Genomic DNA, 17,389 nt, shown 5'->3' on the forward strand with positions numbered 1-17,389 from the left:
GCGTGACGGTGAGCGGGCTGACCGTCCGGCACCGGCGGACCCTGGCCCTGGACGCGGTGGACCTGGACTTCGCCCCCGGCGTGCACGGGCTGCTGGGCCCCAACGGTGCGGGCAAGACCTCCCTGATCCGGGTGCTGGCGACGGTCGCCGCACCCACGGCGGGCCGGGTGTCGCTGCTGGGCGGGGACATCTCGAACCACCGTGAGCGGACGGAGGCCCGCCGCCGCCTCGGCTACCTCCCCCAGGAGTTCGGCTACTACCCGGGATTCACCGTCCGGGAGTTCGTCGCGTACGTGGCATGGCTGAAGGAGATGCCCGCCGCGTCCGTCCCCGGGGCGGTGGAACGGGTGGTGGAGCGGGTCGGCCTGGCGGACCGTATCGACGCGAAGGTGAAGTCCCTCTCCGGCGGCATGATCCGCCGGGTCGGCATCGCCCAGGCCCTGGTCAACGACCCCGCACTGCTCCTCCTGGACGAGCCGACGGCCGGTCTCGATCCGGAGCAGCGCTTCGAATTCAGAGCACTGCTCCGCGACGTGGGCACTGCTTCCACCGTCATCGTCTCGACCCACCTGGTGGAGGACGTGGCCACGGCCTGCACCGAGGTGACCCTGCTGGACGCGGGGCGGGTCGCGTATCGGGGGACGCCGGGGGAGCTGAGCGCGCTGGGCGACGAGCGCCGTCCCGGCCAAGAGGCGGACCCGCTCGGCGACAACCCGATCGAGCGCGGCTACACCACCGTGCTCCGCTCCCACCGCCAGCTCCTCCCGGAGGCCCGCCGATGACCACGACCGCCCCCGGCCGCCCCGCCCTCCGGGCCCTGAAGGCCCCCCTGCCCGACCGCCACTCCCCCTTCCGCAGCGAGTTCCTGCGCGGCCTCGCCCCCTGGACGGGGGCCACCGTCACCGCCGTCCTGCTCGCCGCCATGCTGAGCAAGAGCGTCCAGTGGCAGGGAAGTTGGGGCGGCACCCAGTCGCTCCTCAAGTCCGCTGCCGTCCTGCTCGGCGGCCCGCTCGCCGTCGCGGCGGGGTGCTGGCAGGGCGGGCGCGAGCGGCGGCGGGGCACCGTCGGGCTGCTCGCCACCGCCTCGCGCGGGCGGCCCGCCAAGACCCTGGTGGCGGTCGCCCCGCTCACCGCATGGGTGCTGATCGGGTACCTGGTCGCGCTCGTCGTCGTACTGGCGGCGACCCTGCCGTACGCCCACCGGGGCAGGCCGCTGGTGTCGTACGCCGTGACCGATCTGACGTTCCTCGTGTCGATCACCGCCGTCGGTTTCGTGGCGGGACGGCTGGTCCCGTGGCGGCTGACGGCCCCGCTGCTCGCCGTCTGCGCCTACCTCGGGCTCGGGTTCCCCGCCTACCTCGGCTCGGACCTGCGCCTGCTGAGCCCCGCCGAGCAGGTGGACACGACCTACGTACCCCTGTGGTGGCAGCCCCTGGTGATGTCCGCCTGGACGGGCGGCCTGGCCGCCGCCGCCTTCCTCGTGTACGCCGCCCGCCGCAGGGCGTTCGCCGTCCTGCCGCTGGCCATGGCGGTCGCGGCCGGAACCCTCATCGCCGACCTCGGTCCCGGGATGTGGCGGCACGTCCCGACGCCCGGCGTCCGGGCCTGCGGGAGCGGCGAGACGGGCCCGACCGTCTGCGTGGACGACCCGGACCGCGAGCTGCTGCCCGCGATCCGGGCCGCGCTGGGCGGACTGCACGACCGGCTGCAGGAGATGTCGACGCCGCCCTACACGTACGTGGCGAACAACGCGGAGCTCGGGCCGATCGACGTCCGCCTCCCCTCGCTGAGCCGGGGCTGGAACGTGGTCCGGGACGAGGTCGTCGACCCGGCCGCGTTCGCCCGGGAGACCGCGCAGATGCTCCCGTTCTTCGGCAGGTGCAGCACGGAGAAGCTCACACCGGCCGAGGCCGAGCGCTTCTCGAAGCTCCAGCAGACCGTGCTGGCCTGGCTCGCGCCCGCGGACACCGTCCTGCCGGGCACGCCCCCGCACGGCAGTGTCCGGGACACCGACCTCCGGGCCCCGCTCGCCGCCATGGCCCCGGCCGCCCGCGCGTCCTGGCTCGACCGGTACGTCGCGGCCGCCCGCAGCTGCGACCCGAAGAAGATGCCGAAGCTGTGAACGGCACCGGAGCCCGCACCGATGCCGGGCCCACGAGCCCCGTCCGCCTCGCCCCCTGGTTCCTGTACGCCCGCTCGCGCTGCCTTCCCACCACCCTCGCGGTCCTCTTCGCCACGGCCGCGCTCGCCGCCTGGTCCTCGGCCCGGCTGGAGGGGCTGCCGGAGTTCGACCACCGGGCCCGCGTCGTCGTGACCTTCCTGGCCCCTCTGCTCGCCGCCGCGGCCGTCGGCACCGGCCTGCTCACCCGCTCCGACACGCTGGACCGGACCGCCGTACGCCCGTGGTGGCGCAGGCGTCTGCTCCACCTGGCCCTGCTCACCGCGCTCGCGGTCGCCCTGCTCGGGCTCGCGGTGCCGGGGCACCCGGAGGCCTTCGGCGCACCCGCCATGATGCGCAACACCCTGGGGACCGTCGGCCAGGCCGCGGCGGGCGCGGCCGTGCTGGGTGCACGGCTGAGCTGGCTGCCGATGACGGCGTACGGAAGCGCCGCCTACCTCGCCGCTCCCCGCACCCCGGGCGGACCGGCCGCCGTGTGGGCGTACCTGATGCAGCCGGGCCCGCAGGTAGCCGCCTGGGTCACGGCGGGGACGGTGTACGTCCTCGGCGGCGGCCTGTACGTGTGGCAGGGCGCCCGGACCGAGGCGTAGGCCCCGGGGTCCGCCCCGGCTACGCGGCCCCGAGCCCCGTCCCCCCGACCGTCACCGCCCTCAGCATCCGGTCCATGTACCCCCTCAGCCTCCCCGGCATGTCCATCGCCCCCGGGTCCAGCGCCCACTGGAACTGCAGCCCGTCCATCACCGCGATCTGCTCCTGGGCGAGTTCCAACACGTCCACGTCCGCGCGGAGTTCGCCCCGGGCGACCCCGGCGCGCAGCACCCCGACCGTATGGTCGAGCACCCTCTCGTACCGCGCCCGGAAGTAGTCGTGCGCCGGGTGGCCCTGGTTGCCCGCCTCGCCGACCAGCACGTTGAACATCCGCACCAGCCCCGGCCGCCTCGTATTCGATTCGGCGAGGCGGATCACCGCCTCCATGCCCTCGACCACCGTCGCCGGGTCCGTCGCGAAGAGCTGTTCCATGTCGTGCTGCTCGCTCTGGGCGAGGACCGACAGCAGCAGGTCCTCCTTGCTGCGGAAGTGGTGCAGCAGCCCGCCCTGCGTGATCTCGCAGTCGTGCGCGATCCGGGCCATGGACGAGGCGTGGAAGCCCCACTGGCCGAAGTGCTCGATCGCCGTGTCGAGGATCTGCTGGCGGCGCGCCTCGCCCACCGCATAGCTGCCCCGACCTGCGCTCTTTCGGGTCGCGCCCCCCGTGCTTGGTGCCATGCGACCCACCCTAGAGCGCTCCTGGACGCCCGCCCAGACCCGTCCGTTCCGCCCGGATATGCCGTGTGAGCCACGCAACACGCCACAAACCTAGTAGGCACTCGGTTTTCGCGTTTAGCCTGTGCTCGCCGGGCCGACACCGACGCCGGCCGGCTTTCTTCCCCCGGAGTTCCCCATGGTCACGGACCGCGACGCAGCGGCGGCAGGCACGGCGTTGACACGTGTAACGCCCGCGCCGGACGCACAGGGCACCCCGGTCACCCCGGAAGACGCCCCCCGCTCGCTGGTCCTCGGCCTCGCCTTCGCCCAGCTCGGGCTCTACCTCACCGTGCTCACCCCGGTCCTGGTCACCCTCGCCCTGCGCGTGGCCCAGCTGGTCCCGGAGAGCGAGCGCGGCGGGCGGCTCAGCCTGGTGCTGTCGGTCGGCGCCGTCCTGGCCATGCTCGGCAACCCGCTCTTCGGCGCGCTGTCGGACCGCACCACCGGCCGCTTCGGCCGCCGCCGGCCCTGGCTGCTGGGCGGCATGGCGGTGGCGCTGGGCGGGCTGACCGTGGTCGCGCTCGGGGACTCGATCCTCACGCTCACCCTCGGCTGGGCCGTCGCCCAGCTCGGCTGCAACGCCGCGCTGTGCGCCCTCGCCTCCTGCCTCCCGGACCTCATCCCCGAGCACCAGCGGGGCCGCGTCTCCGGGCTGGTCGGGATGATGATCTCGGTGGCGATGGTGACCGGGTCGTTCCTGGCCCAGCTCTTCCACGGCTCGCTGCTGCTGGCATTCCTGGTGCCGGGCGCGATCGGCCTGGTCGCGGTGGTCTATCTCGCCTCGGTGATGAAGGACCGCCCGGCCGCACCGGGCACGTTCCCTCCGTACCGTACGAAGGACTTCTTCGGCTCCTTCTGGATCAGCCCGCGCAAGCACCCGGACTTCGCCCGGTACTTCAGCGCCCGCTTCATGATCTTCGTCGCGGACTCCTGCGTCACCAGCTACCAGGTGTACTTCCTGATGGACCGGCTCGGCTTCAGCCGGTCCGAGGTCGCGCAGAAGATGTTCCTCGGCACGCTGATCATGGTCGGCTCGACGGTCGTCGGCTCGCTGCTCGGCGGGAATCTGTCGGACCGGTGGGGGAAGCGGAAGCCGTTCGTCCTGGCGTCCGCCGCGCTCGTCGCGGTCGCGCTCGGGATGATGGCGGTCACCCCGTCGTACGGGCTGTTCCTGCTGGCCATGGCGGTCTTCGGGTTCGGCGAGGGCCTGTACCTGTCGGTCGACATGGCGATCGGCGCGAGCGTCCTGCCGGACAAGGACAGCTCCGCCCAGGGCATGGGCGTGCTCAACATCGCCATCGCCTTCCCGCAGTCGCTGGTCCCGATGATCGCCCCGGCGGTCCTCGCGATCGGCGCGGGCAGCGCGGACGGCGGCCAGAACTACGGGGCGCTGTTCCTCTTCGGCGCCCTCTGCGCGGCGGGCGGCGCGGTGGCCGCCCGGCTGATCAGGTCGGTCACCTAGACCCGACCTCACGGGAGCGGCAACTCCCCACCACCGCACACCACTTGCCCCCCCCCTCGCATCACCCCTCAGGAGTACCGGATGCACCCCTACCAGGACCCCAGCCTCACCCCCGACCAGCGCGTCGACGACCTGCTCCCCCGCATGACGCTGGAGGAGAAGGCCGGGCAGATGTTCCACGACATGCTGATGATGAACGCGGACGGGAGCCTTGTCACCGAGACGGACGGCTCGATGCTGCCGTTCACGACGCCGGAGATGATCGAGGGCAAGCACCTCACCCACTTCAACCTCCTGGGCACCTACGGCCCGCGTGAGATGGCGATCTGGGCGAACAACGTGCAGAAGATGGCGGCCGACACCCGCCTGGGCATCCCGGTCTCCCTCTCCACCGACCCCCGCCACTCCTTCACCGACAACGTGGGCGCGTCCTTCAACGCCGGTGCCTTCTCCGCGTGGCCGGAGCCGCTGGGCATGGCCGCGATCAACGACCCCGAGCTGGTCGAGGAGTTCGCGGACATCGTGCGCCGCGAGTACCTGGCGGTCGGCTTCCGGGTCGCCCTGCACCCGCAGATCGACCTCGCGTCCGAGCCCCGCTGGTCCCGCCAGAACGGCACCTTCGGCTCCGACGCCAAGGTCACCGGCGAGCTGGTCCAGGCGTACGTGCGCGGTCTCCAGGGCAAGAAGCTCGGCCCGCACTCGGTCGCCACCATGGTCAAGCACTTCCCCGGCGGCGGCCCGCAGAAGGACGGCGAGGACCCGCACTTCGCGCACGGCAAGGAGCAGATCTACCCGGGCGGCATGCGCGACCTGCACCTGGAGCCGTTCAAGGCGGCCATCGCGGCCGGCGCCTCGCAGATGATGCCGTACTACGGCCAGCCGATCGGCACCGACTGGGAAGAGGTCGGCTTCGGCTTCAACAAGGGCGTCATCCAGGGCCTGCTGCGTGACCGGCTCGGCTTCGAGGGCATCGTCTGCACCGACTGGGGTCTGCTCACCGAGGCCAACATCTTCGGCGAGCCGCACCCGGCGCGCGCCTGGGGCGTCGAGCACCTGTCCCGCCCGGAGCTGGTCGCCAAGTCGCTGGACGCGGGCTGCGACCAGTTCGGCGGCGAGGCCTGCCCCGAGGAGATCGTGGAGCTGGTCCGCTCGGGCCGCATCTCCGAGGAGCGCATCGACGTCTCCGTACGCCGCATCCTGCGCGAGAAGTTCGTCCTCGGCCTCTTCGACAGCCGTTACGTCGACGTGGACCTCGCCGAGGAGACCGTCGGCCGCGCCGACTTCAAGGCCGCGGGCGAGCGGGCGCAGCGCCGCTCCCTCACCGTCCTGTCCAACCGCGAGCTGGCGCTCCCGCTCTCCGGCCGTCCGAAGCTGTACGTCGAAAACGTCGACGCGGCGGTCGCGGGCGAGTACGGCGAGGTCGTCGCCACCCCGGCGGAGGCCGACTTCGCGGTGATCCGCCTGCGCACCCCCTACGAGGAGCGGGCCAACAAGTTCGAGTCCTTCTTCCACTCGGGCACGCTGGCCTTCGAGGGCGAGGAGCTCGCGCGGATCGTGGGTCTGCTGGACTCCGTGCCCACCCTGGTCGGCATCAACCTGGAGCGGGCGGCCGTGATCCCCGAGATCGCGGAGCACGCGGCGGCGGTCATCGCCGACTTCGGCGCGAGCGACGCGGCGCTCCTGGACGTGGCCTTCGGCCGCGCGAAGGCGGAGGGCCGCCTGCCCTTCGAGCTCCCGCGCTCGATGGCCGCGGTCGAGGCAGCCCGCCCCGACGTCCCGAACGACACGGAGAACCCGGTCTTCCCGTACGGCCACGGCCTGGAGCTCTGACCGGGCAGGCCCCCGGAGGCCGCCGGTCCGTGAACCGGCCGGCCCGTCCTTGAGCCGGCCGGGCCCGTCCCGGAGGCCGCCGGTCGTCGAGTCGACCGGCCGGCCCCGGGGCCGCCCGCCGCTCCACCCCATGACTGCGGGGGTTCCTGATCAACCCCCGCCGATGGTCCGGGGCCCGCCTGTGGGGGGCCGGGTCCCGGACCGCTCTTCTTCCCCTTTGCGCACCTCTGCCCTCGTGGCGTGCGCGCAGCCCTCCACGCACTCACACTCTCTGCCTGGAAGGGACTGCCATCCCATGCGTTCCGCTCGTCGCAATCTCCTCGCACTGACCACGGCCGGTGCCGTCGCCGCCGGTCTCGGTGCCACGGCGTACGTCTCCGCCCCCGCCGCACAGGCCAAGCAGCCCGCCGCCGCGTCGAAGCACCACCCGCAGAAGCCCACCGGCAAGCCGCTCGCCGGCCTGCGCATCCTCATCTCCAACGACGACGGCATGCAGGCCGCGAAGCCCTCCAACTCCGACGGCCTCGGCCTCTACGAGCTGCGCCGCGCCATGTGCGCCGCCGGTGCCGACGTCGTCGTGATGGCCCCCTGGCAGGTCCAGTCCGGCAAGGGCACCGCCGTCACCAACGGCGGCGTCCTGACCGCGCAGCGCCGTACCGCACTGCCCAAGGGGTACGAGAACGACTGCGCCGGCACTCCGTCCGGCTCCCCCGTGTTCGGCGTGTGCGTGGCCGACGGCCCGTGCGGCAAGGACACCCCGTCCGCCACCCCCGCCGACACGGTCAAGCTGGCCCTGCGCGGCGGCCTGAAGGCGAAGGCGGGCTGGACCGAGGACCCGGACGTCGTCCTCACCGGCATCAACTCCGGCCCCAACATCGCCGCGAGCGTGAACGACTCGGGCACGGTCGGCGCGGCCGTCGCCGCCGTCGACCAGAACATCCCGGCCATCGCGTTCAGCGCCGAGGGCGACGCGACCAACACCCTCTTCCCGGTGCAGACGTACCGGGCGACCGCCGAGTTCGGCGCGAAGTTCCTGGCCGGGATGCGCCAGAACAAGCTGCTCACCGGCAAGTTCGCGGTGAAGGTCGACTACCCGGACACCACCAACGGCGAGAAGGTCAGGCCGCCGGTGTGGACGCGGGTCGGCAACGGTGCGGCGGTCTACCACGACTACGAGCAGAAGAACGGTGGCGACAGCTTCGACATCACCATGGGCCTGTGCGAGGGCAAGCTGTCCTCCGGCGGCGAGTGCGACGAGAGCCGCAAGGACGCCGACCAGGTCTGGCTGCTGGAGAAGAACCACGTCACCATCGCGCCGATCACCTGGGACCGTACGTACGGCACCTCGATCGACGGCACGCGCGAGCTGCGCAAGCTGGAGAGCTACGTGAAGCACGGCGCCCCGCGCGCCTGATCCGCCCCCTCTCCCCGAGCCTCGCGCGGGGTCCCGGCGGCCCCCGGGACCCCGCGCGAGACAACATTCACAGGTTCCCCACGTTTGCGTGTACAACCATGGCCGCAGTGAACAACGGGTCACTGGGCCGACACGGCGGGGCACCACGCCTACGCAACGTCTACTTCCTTGTGCGCAGGGCGAGTTGTGACGCCGCGACTTACGAAGAGTCATTGCGGAATGTCGTATTCAGTGAGATTCGGGCGATCCGGAAGGACTTGCCCGAGGCGTCGCTTTCGGTGCCCCGCCAGGCAGTTGCACCGCGTAGCCGCGGGCAGGTCAGTGCCCGTACGCTGCTCATCTGACCGCGGGATCTTACGAACGCACTCCAGGGGCGGGGCGATGGAGCAGACACACACCAGCCACAACGGCCTCGCGGCCACTCCCGGCGCCCAGCGCCGGGTACTGGTCGTCGAGGACGATTCCACGATCGTGGACAACATCGCGGCCCGGCTGCGGGCCGAGGGCTTCCAGGTGCAGACGGCGAGCGACGGCCCGGCGGCCGTCGACACGGCCGAGGCCTGGCAGCCGGACCTCATGGTCCTCGACATCATGCTGCCCGGCTTCGACGGCCTGGAGGTCTGCCGCAGAGTGCAGGCGCAGCGTCCGGTGCCGGTGCTCATGCTCACCGCACGCGACGACGAGACCGACATGCTGGTCGGGCTCGGGGTCGGCGCGGACGACTACATGACGAAACCGTTCTCCATGCGCGAGCTGGCCGCCCGGGTGCACGTCCTGCTGCGCCGGGTCGAGCGGGCCACGATCGCCGCCGCCACTCCGCGCAGCGGCATCCTGCGCCTCGGCGAGCTGGAGATCGACCACGCGCAGCGGCGCGTGCGGGTGCACGGCGAGGACGTACACCTGACTCCCACGGAGTTCGACCTGCTGGTCTGCCTGGCGAACACGCCGCGCGCCGTCCTCTCCCGCGAGCAGCTGCTCGCCGAGGTGTGGGACTGGGCGGACGCCTCGGGCACCCGTACCGTCGACAGCCACATCAAGGCGCTGCGCCGGAAGATCGGCGCGGAGCGCATCCGCACGGTGCACGGCGTGGGCTACGCGCTGGAGACGCCGGCGCCGTGAGCAGTGCGGCCCAGGCCAAGCGCGGGTCGCTGCGACGGCGGGTGCCGGAGCAGCGGCGCGAGCCGTCGCGCCCGGCGCGCAGATGCGGCGACTGCGGGCAGCGCGTCCGCAGACCGCTGCGGGAGCGGCTGCGCCCCGGCACGCTGCTGGGCAAGGTCGGGGCCCTCGCGACCCGGCCCTTCACGCTGCGCCCCTTCACCATCCGGGGCAAGCTGATCGCGCTGGTCGTGGTGTCGGTGGCGCTGACCACCGGGCTGGTGATGGTGGCGCTGGCCACCAAGACCGAGCTGCGCTTCATCACGGTCTTCTCGATCATCGCGTCGATGCTGATCACGCAGTTCGTGGCGCACAACCTCACCAAGCCGCTCGACGAGATGCGCGAGGTCGCCGCCGCCATGGCGCACGGCGACTACACCGGGCGGATCGACGGCGAGAACCGGCGCGACGAGCTGGGCGGCCTGGCCACCACCCTCAACCGGATGGCCGAGGAGCTCCAGGCCGTCGACCAGAACCGCAAGGAACTGGTCGCCAACGTCTCGCACGAGCTGCGCACCCCGATCGCCGCACTCCGTGCCGTACTGGAGAACGTGGTGGACGGCGTCGTGGCCGCCGACCCGGAGACCATGCGCACCGCGCTCAAGCAGACGGAGCGGCTCGGCGGGCTCGTGGAGACCCTCCTTGACCTGGCCCGCCTCGACAACGGTGTCGTACCGCTGAAGGCGCGCCGTTTCGAGGTGTGGCCGTATCTGTCGGGCGTGCTGAAGGAGGCCAACCTGGCCGCCGCGCAGCGCAACCTGGCCTCCGGTTCCGGACACCACATGCGCAAGGACGTACACCTCCACCTGGACGTCTCCCCTCCGGAGCTGACCGCGCACGCGGACCAGGAGCGGCTGCACCAGGTCGTCGCCAACCTGATCGACAACGCGGTGAAGCACTCCCCGCCGCACGGCCGGGTCACGGTGCGGGCGCGGCGCGGGGAGCTGCCGGAGAGCCTGGACCTGGAAGTGCTGGACGAGGGTCCGGGCATACCCAAGTCGGAGTGGCACCGGGTCTTCGAACGCTTCAACCAGGGCAAATCGCCCGCCAAGCCCACCTCGGGCAGCGACGGCGGCACGGGTCTCGGCCTGGCCATCGCGCGCTGGGCGGTCGATCTGCACGGCGGCCGGATCGGGGTGGCCGAATCGGAACGCGGTTGCCGGATTCAGGTCACCCTTCCGGGGACCGCCTCTTCGCGCAGTTGACGTAGGGTTCGAACCAGAAACGGACGTTCTGCGTTCGTCCTGCCAGGATGCGGGGGTAAAGGTCGTGTCCTCGGTCGGATGCACCCGGCTCGCACCCCGTTGACGCGCGGTCCACACCGGAACCACGCTTGTTTCCCGCCATTTCGTGCGTCGAAACCAGCTCTCCGATGTGACTTGCGCGACGGATGCCCCGCCCGGTCTGCATCTCCCGGCCGGGGAGGCGTAGCCTTTATTTCCGCTGTCCACCACCTTGCGAAGCGGAAGAGGGCGGTTAACGCCGTGTCGTCTCAGTCCACCAGTAGCTCAAGTCATTCATCGACCGACCAGGACGGGCAGGGGAAGAACCCAGCCGCCGCCTTCGGTCCCAACGAGTGGCTCGTCGACGAGATCTACCAGCAGTACCTCCAGGACCCCAGCTCCGTCGATCGAGCGTGGTGGGACTTCTTCGCCGACTACAAGCCGGGAGCCACCGGCGGTACGACGGAGAAGTCGGCCCCCGCCGCACAGGCCCCGGCCCCCCAGGCCCCGGCCGCTCCCGCCGCCCAGGTGCCCGCTCCGGCCCAGCCCGCCCCGGCCGCCCAGGCCCCGGCCGCCCCGGCGCAGCCCGCAGTTGCGCCGGCCGCGCAGCCCGCGGCCGCAGCCCCCGCCGCTCCCGCCCAGCCGGCTCCCGCCGCCAAGGCACCCGCACCCGCTCCTGCACCGAAGGCCGCACCTGTGAAGCCCGCTCCCGCCGCCGAGGCCACGTCCGCCCCGGCCGGTCCCGAGTACGTCACCCTCCGCGGCCCGTCCGCCGCGGTCGCGAAGAACATGAACGCCTCCATCGAGGTCCCCACGGCGACGTCCGTGCGCGCGGTCCCGGTGAAGCTGCTCTTCGACAACCGCATCGTCATCAACAACCACCTGAAGCGCGCCCGAGGCGGGAAGATCTCCTTCACCCACCTCATCGGGTTCGCGATGGTGCAGGCCATCAAGGCCATGCCGTCGATGAACTACTCCTTCACGGAGAAGGACGGCAAGCCCACGATGGTGAAGCCGGAGCACATCAACTTCGGCCTCGCGATCGACCTGGTGAAGCCGAACGGCGACCGCCAGCTCGTCGTCGCCGGCATCAAGAAGGCCGAGACGCTCGACTTCTTCGAGTTCTGGCAGGCGTACGAGGACATCGTCCGCCGCGCCCGCGACAACAAGCTGACGATGGACGACTTCACCGGCGTCACGGTCTCCCTGACCAACCCGGGCGGCCTGGGCACCGTGCACTCGGTCCCGCGTCTGATGCCCGGTCAGTCGGTCATCATGGGCGTCGGCTCGATGGACTACCCGGCCGAGTTCCAGGGCACCTCGCAGGACACCCTGAACAAGCTGGGCATCTCGAAGGTCATGACCCTGACCTCGACGTACGACCACCGCGTCATCCAGGGCGCCGCCTCCGGCGAGTTCCTCCGCATCGTCGCGAACCTCCTCCTCGGCGAGACCGGCTTCTACGACGACGTCTTCAAGGCGCTGCGCATCCCCTACGAGCCGGTCCGCTGGCTCAAGGACATCGACGCCAGCCACGACGACGACGTCACGAAGGCCGCCCGCGTCTTCGAGCTGATCCACTCCTACCGGGTGCGCGGCCACGTCATGGCCGACACCGACCCGCTGGAGTACAAGCAGCGCAAGCACCCCGACCTCGACATCAACGAGCACGGGCTCACCCTGTGGGACCTGGAGCGCGAGTTCGCCGTCGGCGGCTTCGCCTCGAAGTCGATGATGAAGCTGCGCGACATCCTCGGCGTCCTGCGCGACTCGTACTGCCGCACCACCGGCATCGAGTTCATGCACATCCAGGACCCGAAGCAGCGCAAGTGGATCCAGGACCGCGTGGAGCGCCCGCACTCGAAGCCCGAGCGCGAGGAGCAGCTGCGCATCCTGCGCCGCCTGAACGCGGCGGAGGCCTTCGAGACCTTCCTGCAGACCAAGTACGTCGGCCAGAAGCGCTTCAGCCTCGAAGGCGGCGAGTCGGTCATCCCGCTGCTCGACGCCGTCATCGACAGCGCCGCCGAGTCGCGCCTGGACGAGGTCGTCATCGGCATGGCCCACCGCGGCCGCCTGAACGTCCTCGCGAACATCGTGGGCAAGTCGTACGCCCAGATCTTCCGCGAGTTCGAGGGCAACCTCGACCCGAAGTCGATGCACGGCTCCGGCGACGTGAAGTACCACCTGGGCGCCGAGGGCACCTTCACCGGCCTCGACGGCGAGCAGATCAAGGTCTCGCTGGCCGCGAACCCCTCGCACCTCGAAGCCGTGGACCCGGTCCTGGAGGGCATCGCCCGCGCCAAGCAGGACATCATCAACAAGGGCGGCACGGACTTCACCGTCCTGCCCGTCGCCCTGCACGGCGACGCGGCCTTCGCCGGCCAGGGCGTCGTGGCCGAGACCTTCAACATGTCTCAGCTGCGCGGCTACCGCACCGGCGGCACCGTGCACATCGTCATCAACAACCAGGTCGGCTTCACCGCCGCGCCGGAGTCCTCGCGCTCCTCGATGTACGCCACCGACGTGGCCCGCATGATCGAGGCGCCGATCTTCCACGTGAACGGCGACGACCCGGAGGCCGTGGTCCGCGTGGCCCGCCTGGCCTTCGAGTTCCGCCAGACGTTCAACAAGGACGTCGTGATCGACCTCATCTGCTACCGCCGCCGCGGTCACAACGAGGGCGACAACCCGCAGTTCACCAACCCGCAGATGGTGACGCTGATCGACAAGAAGCGCTCGGTGCGCAAGCTCTACACCGAGTCCCTCATCGGTCGCGGCGACATCACCCTGGAAGAGGCCGAGCAGGCGCTCCAGGACTTCCAGGGCCAGCTGGAGAAGGTCTTCGCGGAGGTCCGCGAGGCCACCTCGACCCCGGCCGCCGCGCCCTACAGCGACCCGCAGGCCGAGTTCCCGGTGGCCGTGACCACCGCGATCTCGCAGGAGGCCGTGAAGCGCATCGGCGAGTCGCAGGTCAACATCCCGGACAACATCCACGTCCACCCGCGCCTGATGCCGCAGATGCAGCGCCGCGCCGCGTCCATCGACGACGGCACGATCGACTGGGGCATGGGCGAGACCCTCGCCATCGGCTCCCTCCTCATGGAGGGCACCCCGGTCCGCCTGGCGGGCCAGGACTCCCGCCGCGGCACCTTCGGCCAGCGCCACGCGGTCCTCGTCGACCAGGAGACGGGCGAGGACTACACCCCGCTCCAGTACCTCTCCGACGACCAGGCCCGCTACAACGTCTACGACTCCCTCCTCTCGGAGTACGCGGCGATGGGCTTCGAGTACGGCTACTCGCTGGCCCGTCCCGAGTCCCTCGTGATCTGGGAGGCCCAGTTCGGCGACTTCGTCAACGGCGCCCAGACCGTCATGGACGAGTTCATCTCCTCCGCCGAGCAGAAGTGGGGCCAGACCTCCGGCGTCACCCTGCTCCTCCCGCACGGTTACGAGGGCCAGGGCCCGGACCACTCGTCCGCCCGCCCGGAGCGCTTCCTCCAGATGTGCGCCCAGAACAACATGACGGTCGCCATGCCGACGCTCCCCTCCAACTACTTCCACCTCCTGCGGTGGCAGGTCCACAACCCGCACCACAAGCCGCTCATCGTCTTCACCCCGAAGTCGATGCTGCGTCTGAAGGCGGCGGCGTCGAAGGCGGAGGAGTTCACCACGGGCGGCTTCCGTCCCGTCATCGGCGACGACAAGGTCGACGCGGCCGCCGTCCGCAAGGTCGTCTTCTGCGCGGGCAAGGTCTACTACGACCTGGAGGCCGAGCGCGAGAAGCGCGGCGCCACGGACACCGCGATCATCCGCCTCGAGCGCCTGTACCCCCTCCCGGGTGCCGAGCTCCAGGCCGAGATCGCCAAGTACCCGAACGCCGAGAAGTACCTGTGGGCCCAGGAGGAGCCGGCGAACCAGGGCGCATGGCCCTTCATCGCCCTCAACCTGATCGACCACCTCGACCTGGCCGTCGGCGCGGACATCCCGCACGGCGAGCGCCTGCGCCGCATCTCGCGCCCGCACAGCTCGTCCCCGGCGGTCGGCTCGGCCAAGCGTCACCAGGCGGAGCAGCAGGCGCTGGTGAACGAGGTCTTCGACGCCTAGTCGCTGACGCTCCGAGCTGTACGTTCCTGGGCCCGCCCCCCCGCGAGAGGTCTTCGCGGGGGGCGGGCCCGCTTGCGCACTCAGATGGGCTGGGGCTCGAACTCCCAGAACGGGGCGGTGCGTTGACCTGCCTGGACGAGGGTGCAGGCGCGGGTGAAGGGGTGGAAGGCCATCCAGTCCACCCAGGACTGGGACTGCCCCATGTGGAGGGGCCGGTTCCGGCCATTGCCGCCAGGCGGGCACAGGGGGGCAGCGTACCCCGGGGGCACGGCGCCGGGGGGCACACCCCGGTGGGGCCCGTTCTATTCTTTGACCATGTACTTCACCGACCGTGGCATCGAAGAGCTGGAGAAGCGGCGCGGCGAGGAGGAGGTCACCTTCGAGTGGCTCGCCGAGCAGCTGCGTACGTTCGTGGACCTCAACCCGGACTTCGAGGTCCCGGTGGAACGCCTCGCCACGTGGCTGGCCCGCCTCGACGACGAGGACGACGAGGACGAGTAGCCCCTCGCCTCCCTCGCCTCCCTCTCCCCTCGCCCCCTTGGGCAGCACCCCCTTACCTCTCCCAAGCTCCCTTGGGCGGCGGGGCCGCCCCCCGGGGGCGGAACGGGCGGGCAAGGGGGCGGCCCGCCCGATCCGGGCCCACCCGGACACCGCCCCCTGCCCGCACCCCCGACACCGGATGCGCGCAGCCCCAGGGCGCCCCTCGCACCGGGCTCCGTCAGGCCCCCGCCCGCACCCGGTCATAGGCCAAGCCCACCACCCCCTGCACCACCATCAGCCCTCCCGCCACCGCCCACCCCGCGGCCCCCCTCCGCCACCCCCACACCACCATCGGCACCCCCACCCCCACCTGGGCCGCCCCCAGGGCACGCGCACGGGGCCCCCGCACCCACTCCGCCAGCGGACCGCTGTCGAGCGCGTCCCGCCACCCCGACCACTCCACCGCGACCGTCTCCGGCCCGACCCGGGCCACCTCTCGCAGCCGGTCCGCGCTCTCGCCCGGGGCCAGCCCGACCGGCAGTTCCAGGCCCACCCGGTGCAGCACCGCGATCAGCCCGAGCAGCCGCGCCCGCGCGTCCGCGTCGCTGTCGGGCCGGGCCAGCGCCTCCAGGCTCTCCATGTCGTGCACGGGGTCGAGCCCGAGCCGTACCGCGAAGGTCCGCATCGCCTCGTCCTCGCCGAGCGGCGTGCCGTCGGCGAGCCATTCGTAACCGACGGTCCGCCGGAAGCCCGAGGCCAGCGTGTAGCCCGCCTGGCCGGGGTCCCACCACAGCGCGAGCACCGGCCAGTTGGTGCCGATGGCGAGCGCGGAGGCCCAGCCCGCGAGGACCCGGTCGACGGGTTCGTGCTCGCCGCCGGTGGCCAGCCACGGCTTGCCCTCGGGGACGAGCACGCTCCAGCCGTCCCCGGCGGGGGCCAGCAGGACGCGTTCGTGCGGCAGCGGAAGGGCCCGGCGTACGTCGGCGACCGGCGCCCGGCAGAGGAGCAGGGCCCCGGTGGCGTGCACGGACGGGGAAACAGGGTGCGACATAACACCCACGCTAGGTCAATTAACCCGCACCCACCTCCCACGTCCCCCCACTCTTATGTTGACTTCACCCAACCGCGATATATCGTGTTCAGAAGAAGACGCGATATGTTGCGTCGCAATGCCGCGTCACGTCCAGACCGGGGAGATCGCCATGACCGAGTGGTCCGTCACCGAACCGCAGAAACTCACCTTCGACGAGCCCGTCGACGCCTTGAGCGTCCAGATCGTCAACGGTGCCGTGAACGTCGTCGGTACGGACGACCCGTCCGCCGGCGCCCGGCTGGAGGTGACCGAGATCGACGGCCCGCCGCTGATCGTCACCCACGAGGGCGGCACGCTGACCGTCACGTACGTGGACCTGCCCTGGAAGAGCAAGCGGGGCTTCCTGAGCTTCCTTGACCGGCAGAGCTGGCACCGCTCCGCGGCCGTCACGCTCGCCGTGCCCTCGGGGGCGAAGGTCAGCGTGGGCGTGGTCGGCGCGAGCGCCGTCGTGTCCGGCATCCGGGGCCGCGCCGACGTGCGCGGCGTCACCGGCGACACGACCCTGGTAGGGCTGACCGGCAAGGTCAACGCCGAGACAGTCTCCGGCAACCTGGAGTCCCACTCCCTCACCGGCGACCTGCACTTCAAGTCGGTCTCGGGCGACCTGACGATGGTCGACGGGGCGGGTTCGTCCGTACGGGCGGAGTCGGTGGGCGGCGCGATGGTCATCGACGTGGACCCCGCGCGCAACGGCCCCGCCGACATCGCACTGACCACGGTCTCCGGCGAGGTCGCGATCCGCCTGCCGCACCCGGCGGACGCGAAGGTCGAGGCGAACACGACGAGCGGGTCGGTCTCCAACGCGTTCGAGGACCTGCGGGTGTCCGGCCAGTGGGCGCAGAAGAAGATCACCGGAACGCTGGGCACGGGTGCGGGCAAGCTGCGCGCGACGACGGTCTCCGGCTCGATCGCCCTGCTGCGCCGCCCGCCGACGGACGAGACCCCGGTGGACAAGCCCCCGGCGGACGACGCGCCTTGGGACGACGTACCCACGGATGGCGCGCCCACGAGTGACGCACCCAGGGGCAACGCACCGACGGGCGACGCACCCTCGGGCAGCGCACCGACGGGCGACACCCCGCAGGACACCCCTCCCGCCTCCCCGTCGCCCTCCTCCGACTCGCCCTCCGGAAAGGTCCTCTGA

General features: G+C 71.5%; 14 protein-coding genes. 11 read left to right on the forward strand and 3 right to left on the reverse strand.

The window, feature by feature from the left end; translation table 11 throughout:
• Positions 1-8: 8 nt before the first annotated feature.
• Genes IE269_RS00110 through IE269_RS00120 form a run of 3 tightly spaced genes read left to right on the forward strand, consistent with a single transcriptional unit; the run spans position 9 to position 2,769 of the window.
• Positions 9-782 carry an ABC transporter ATP-binding protein gene (locus tag IE269_RS00110; protein ID WP_189821300.1) on the forward strand — a complete coding sequence of 258 codons (774 nt, stop codon included), beginning with the start codon at positions 9-11 and terminating at the stop codon, positions 780-782.
• On the forward strand, positions 779-2,122 hold the full coding sequence (locus tag IE269_RS00115; RefSeq protein ID WP_189820592.1) for a hypothetical protein: 1,344 nt from the start codon (positions 779-781) through the stop codon (positions 2,120-2,122). The genes IE269_RS00110 and IE269_RS00115 overlap by 4 nt, the downstream gene beginning before the upstream one ends.
• Positions 2,119-2,769 (forward strand): hypothetical protein, encoded by a 651-nt coding sequence (locus tag IE269_RS00120; RefSeq protein WP_229897369.1) that lies wholly within the window; start codon positions 2,119-2,121, stop codon positions 2,767-2,769. Before IE269_RS00115 ends, IE269_RS00120 begins: the two co-directional genes overlap by 4 nt.
• Positions 2,770-2,788: 19 nt before the next feature.
• Here the strand turns inward: IE269_RS00120 and IE269_RS00125 are convergent, their stop codons facing one another.
• Complete coding sequence (locus IE269_RS00125) at positions 2,789-3,445, reverse strand: TetR/AcrR family transcriptional regulator (protein WP_189820593.1); 657 nt, start codon at positions 3,443-3,445, stop codon at positions 2,789-2,791.
• Positions 3,446-3,620: 175 nt separating this feature from the next.
• Between IE269_RS00125 and IE269_RS00130 the strand changes: the two genes are divergently transcribed.
• From IE269_RS00130 to IE269_RS00155, 6 genes are all read left to right on the forward strand, one after another.
• Complete coding sequence (locus IE269_RS00130; protein WP_189820594.1) at positions 3,621-4,946, forward strand: MFS transporter; 1,326 nt, start codon at positions 3,621-3,623, stop codon at positions 4,944-4,946.
• Positions 4,947-5,027: 81 nt separating this feature from the next.
• Positions 5,028-6,776, forward strand: coding sequence for a glycoside hydrolase family 3 protein (locus tag IE269_RS00135; protein WP_189820595.1), 1,749 nt, complete (start codon positions 5,028-5,030; stop codon positions 6,774-6,776).
• Positions 6,777-7,071: 295 nt separating this feature from the next.
• Entirely contained in the window at positions 7,072-8,190 is a 1,119-nt protein-coding gene (surE, locus tag IE269_RS00140; RefSeq protein WP_189820596.1) for a 5'/3'-nucleotidase SurE, read from the forward strand.
• A 381-nt stretch (positions 8,191-8,571) separates the two neighbouring features.
• A complete protein-coding gene (locus IE269_RS00145) occupies positions 8,572-9,309 on the forward strand; it encodes a response regulator transcription factor (protein ID WP_189820597.1) in 738 nt (245 codons plus the stop codon).
• A gap of 185 nt (positions 9,310-9,494) precedes the next feature.
• The gene (locus IE269_RS00150) at positions 9,495-10,550 is read left to right on the forward strand and encodes a HAMP domain-containing sensor histidine kinase (RefSeq protein ID WP_189821302.1); all 1,056 of its coding nucleotides are present in this window, start codon (positions 9,495-9,497) and stop codon (positions 10,548-10,550) included.
• Positions 10,551-10,829: 279 nt separating this feature from the next.
• Entirely contained in the window at positions 10,830-14,672 is a 3,843-nt protein-coding gene (locus IE269_RS00155) for a multifunctional oxoglutarate decarboxylase/oxoglutarate dehydrogenase thiamine pyrophosphate-binding subunit/dihydrolipoyllysine-residue succinyltransferase subunit (RefSeq protein ID WP_189820598.1), read from the forward strand.
• Positions 14,673-14,752: 80 nt separating this feature from the next.
• On the opposite strand, the gene IE269_RS42890 is transcribed toward IE269_RS00155, so the two are convergent.
• Complete coding sequence (locus IE269_RS42890) at positions 14,753-14,875, reverse strand: hypothetical protein (RefSeq protein ID WP_268253579.1); 123 nt, start codon at positions 14,873-14,875, stop codon at positions 14,753-14,755.
• Positions 14,876-14,987: 112 nt separating this feature from the next.
• Between IE269_RS42890 and IE269_RS00160 the strand changes: the two genes are divergently transcribed.
• Positions 14,988-15,173, forward strand: coding sequence for a DUF6104 family protein (locus IE269_RS00160; RefSeq protein WP_010061466.1), 186 nt, complete (start codon positions 14,988-14,990; stop codon positions 15,171-15,173).
• 217 nt (positions 15,174-15,390) lie between these two features.
• On the opposite strand, the gene IE269_RS00165 is transcribed toward IE269_RS00160, so the two are convergent.
• Entirely contained in the window at positions 15,391-16,203 is an 813-nt protein-coding gene (locus IE269_RS00165) for a hypothetical protein (protein WP_189820599.1), read from the reverse strand.
• Between the two features lie 151 nt (positions 16,204-16,354).
• Here IE269_RS00165 and IE269_RS00170 point away from each other — a divergent pair, with 151 nt between their 5' ends.
• Positions 16,355-17,389 carry a DUF4097 family beta strand repeat-containing protein gene (locus IE269_RS00170; protein WP_189821303.1) on the forward strand — a complete coding sequence of 345 codons (1,035 nt, stop codon included), beginning with the start codon at positions 16,355-16,357 and terminating at the stop codon, positions 17,387-17,389.

This window comes from Streptomyces spiroverticillatus (genome assembly GCA_014650415.1).
GTDB lineage: Bacteria > Actinomycetota > Actinomycetes > Streptomycetales > Streptomycetaceae > Streptomyces > Streptomyces spiroverticillatus.

What these genes read in the sequence shown, in the direction of transcription:
- IE269_RS00115 (WP_189820592.1), top strand. Translation starts at nt 779, where the DNA reads ATGACCACGACCGCCCCCGGCCGCCCCGCCCTCCGGGCCCTGAAGGCC.
- IE269_RS00125 (WP_189820593.1), bottom strand. Translation starts at nt 3,445, where the DNA reads ATGGCACCAAGCACGGGGGGCGCGACCCGAAAGAGCGCAGGTCGGGGC.
- IE269_RS00130 (WP_189820594.1), top strand. Translation starts at nt 3,621, where the DNA reads ATGGTCACGGACCGCGACGCAGCGGCGGCAGGCACGGCGTTGACACGT.
- IE269_RS00135 (WP_189820595.1), top strand. Translation starts at nt 5,028, where the DNA reads ATGCACCCCTACCAGGACCCCAGCCTCACCCCCGACCAGCGCGTCGAC.
- surE (WP_189820596.1), top strand. Translation starts at nt 7,072, where the DNA reads ATGCGTTCCGCTCGTCGCAATCTCCTCGCACTGACCACGGCCGGTGCC.
- IE269_RS00145 (WP_189820597.1), top strand. Translation starts at nt 8,572, where the DNA reads ATGGAGCAGACACACACCAGCCACAACGGCCTCGCGGCCACTCCCGGC.
- IE269_RS42890 (WP_268253579.1), bottom strand. Translation starts at nt 14,875, where the DNA reads ATGGGGCAGTCCCAGTCCTGGGTGGACTGGATGGCCTTCCACCCCTTC.
- IE269_RS00160 (WP_010061466.1), top strand. Translation starts at nt 14,988, where the DNA reads ATGTACTTCACCGACCGTGGCATCGAAGAGCTGGAGAAGCGGCGCGGC.
- IE269_RS00165 (WP_189820599.1), bottom strand. Translation starts at nt 16,203, where the DNA reads ATGTCGCACCCTGTTTCCCCGTCCGTGCACGCCACCGGGGCCCTGCTC.
- IE269_RS00170 (WP_189821303.1), top strand. Translation starts at nt 16,355, where the DNA reads ATGACCGAGTGGTCCGTCACCGAACCGCAGAAACTCACCTTCGACGAG.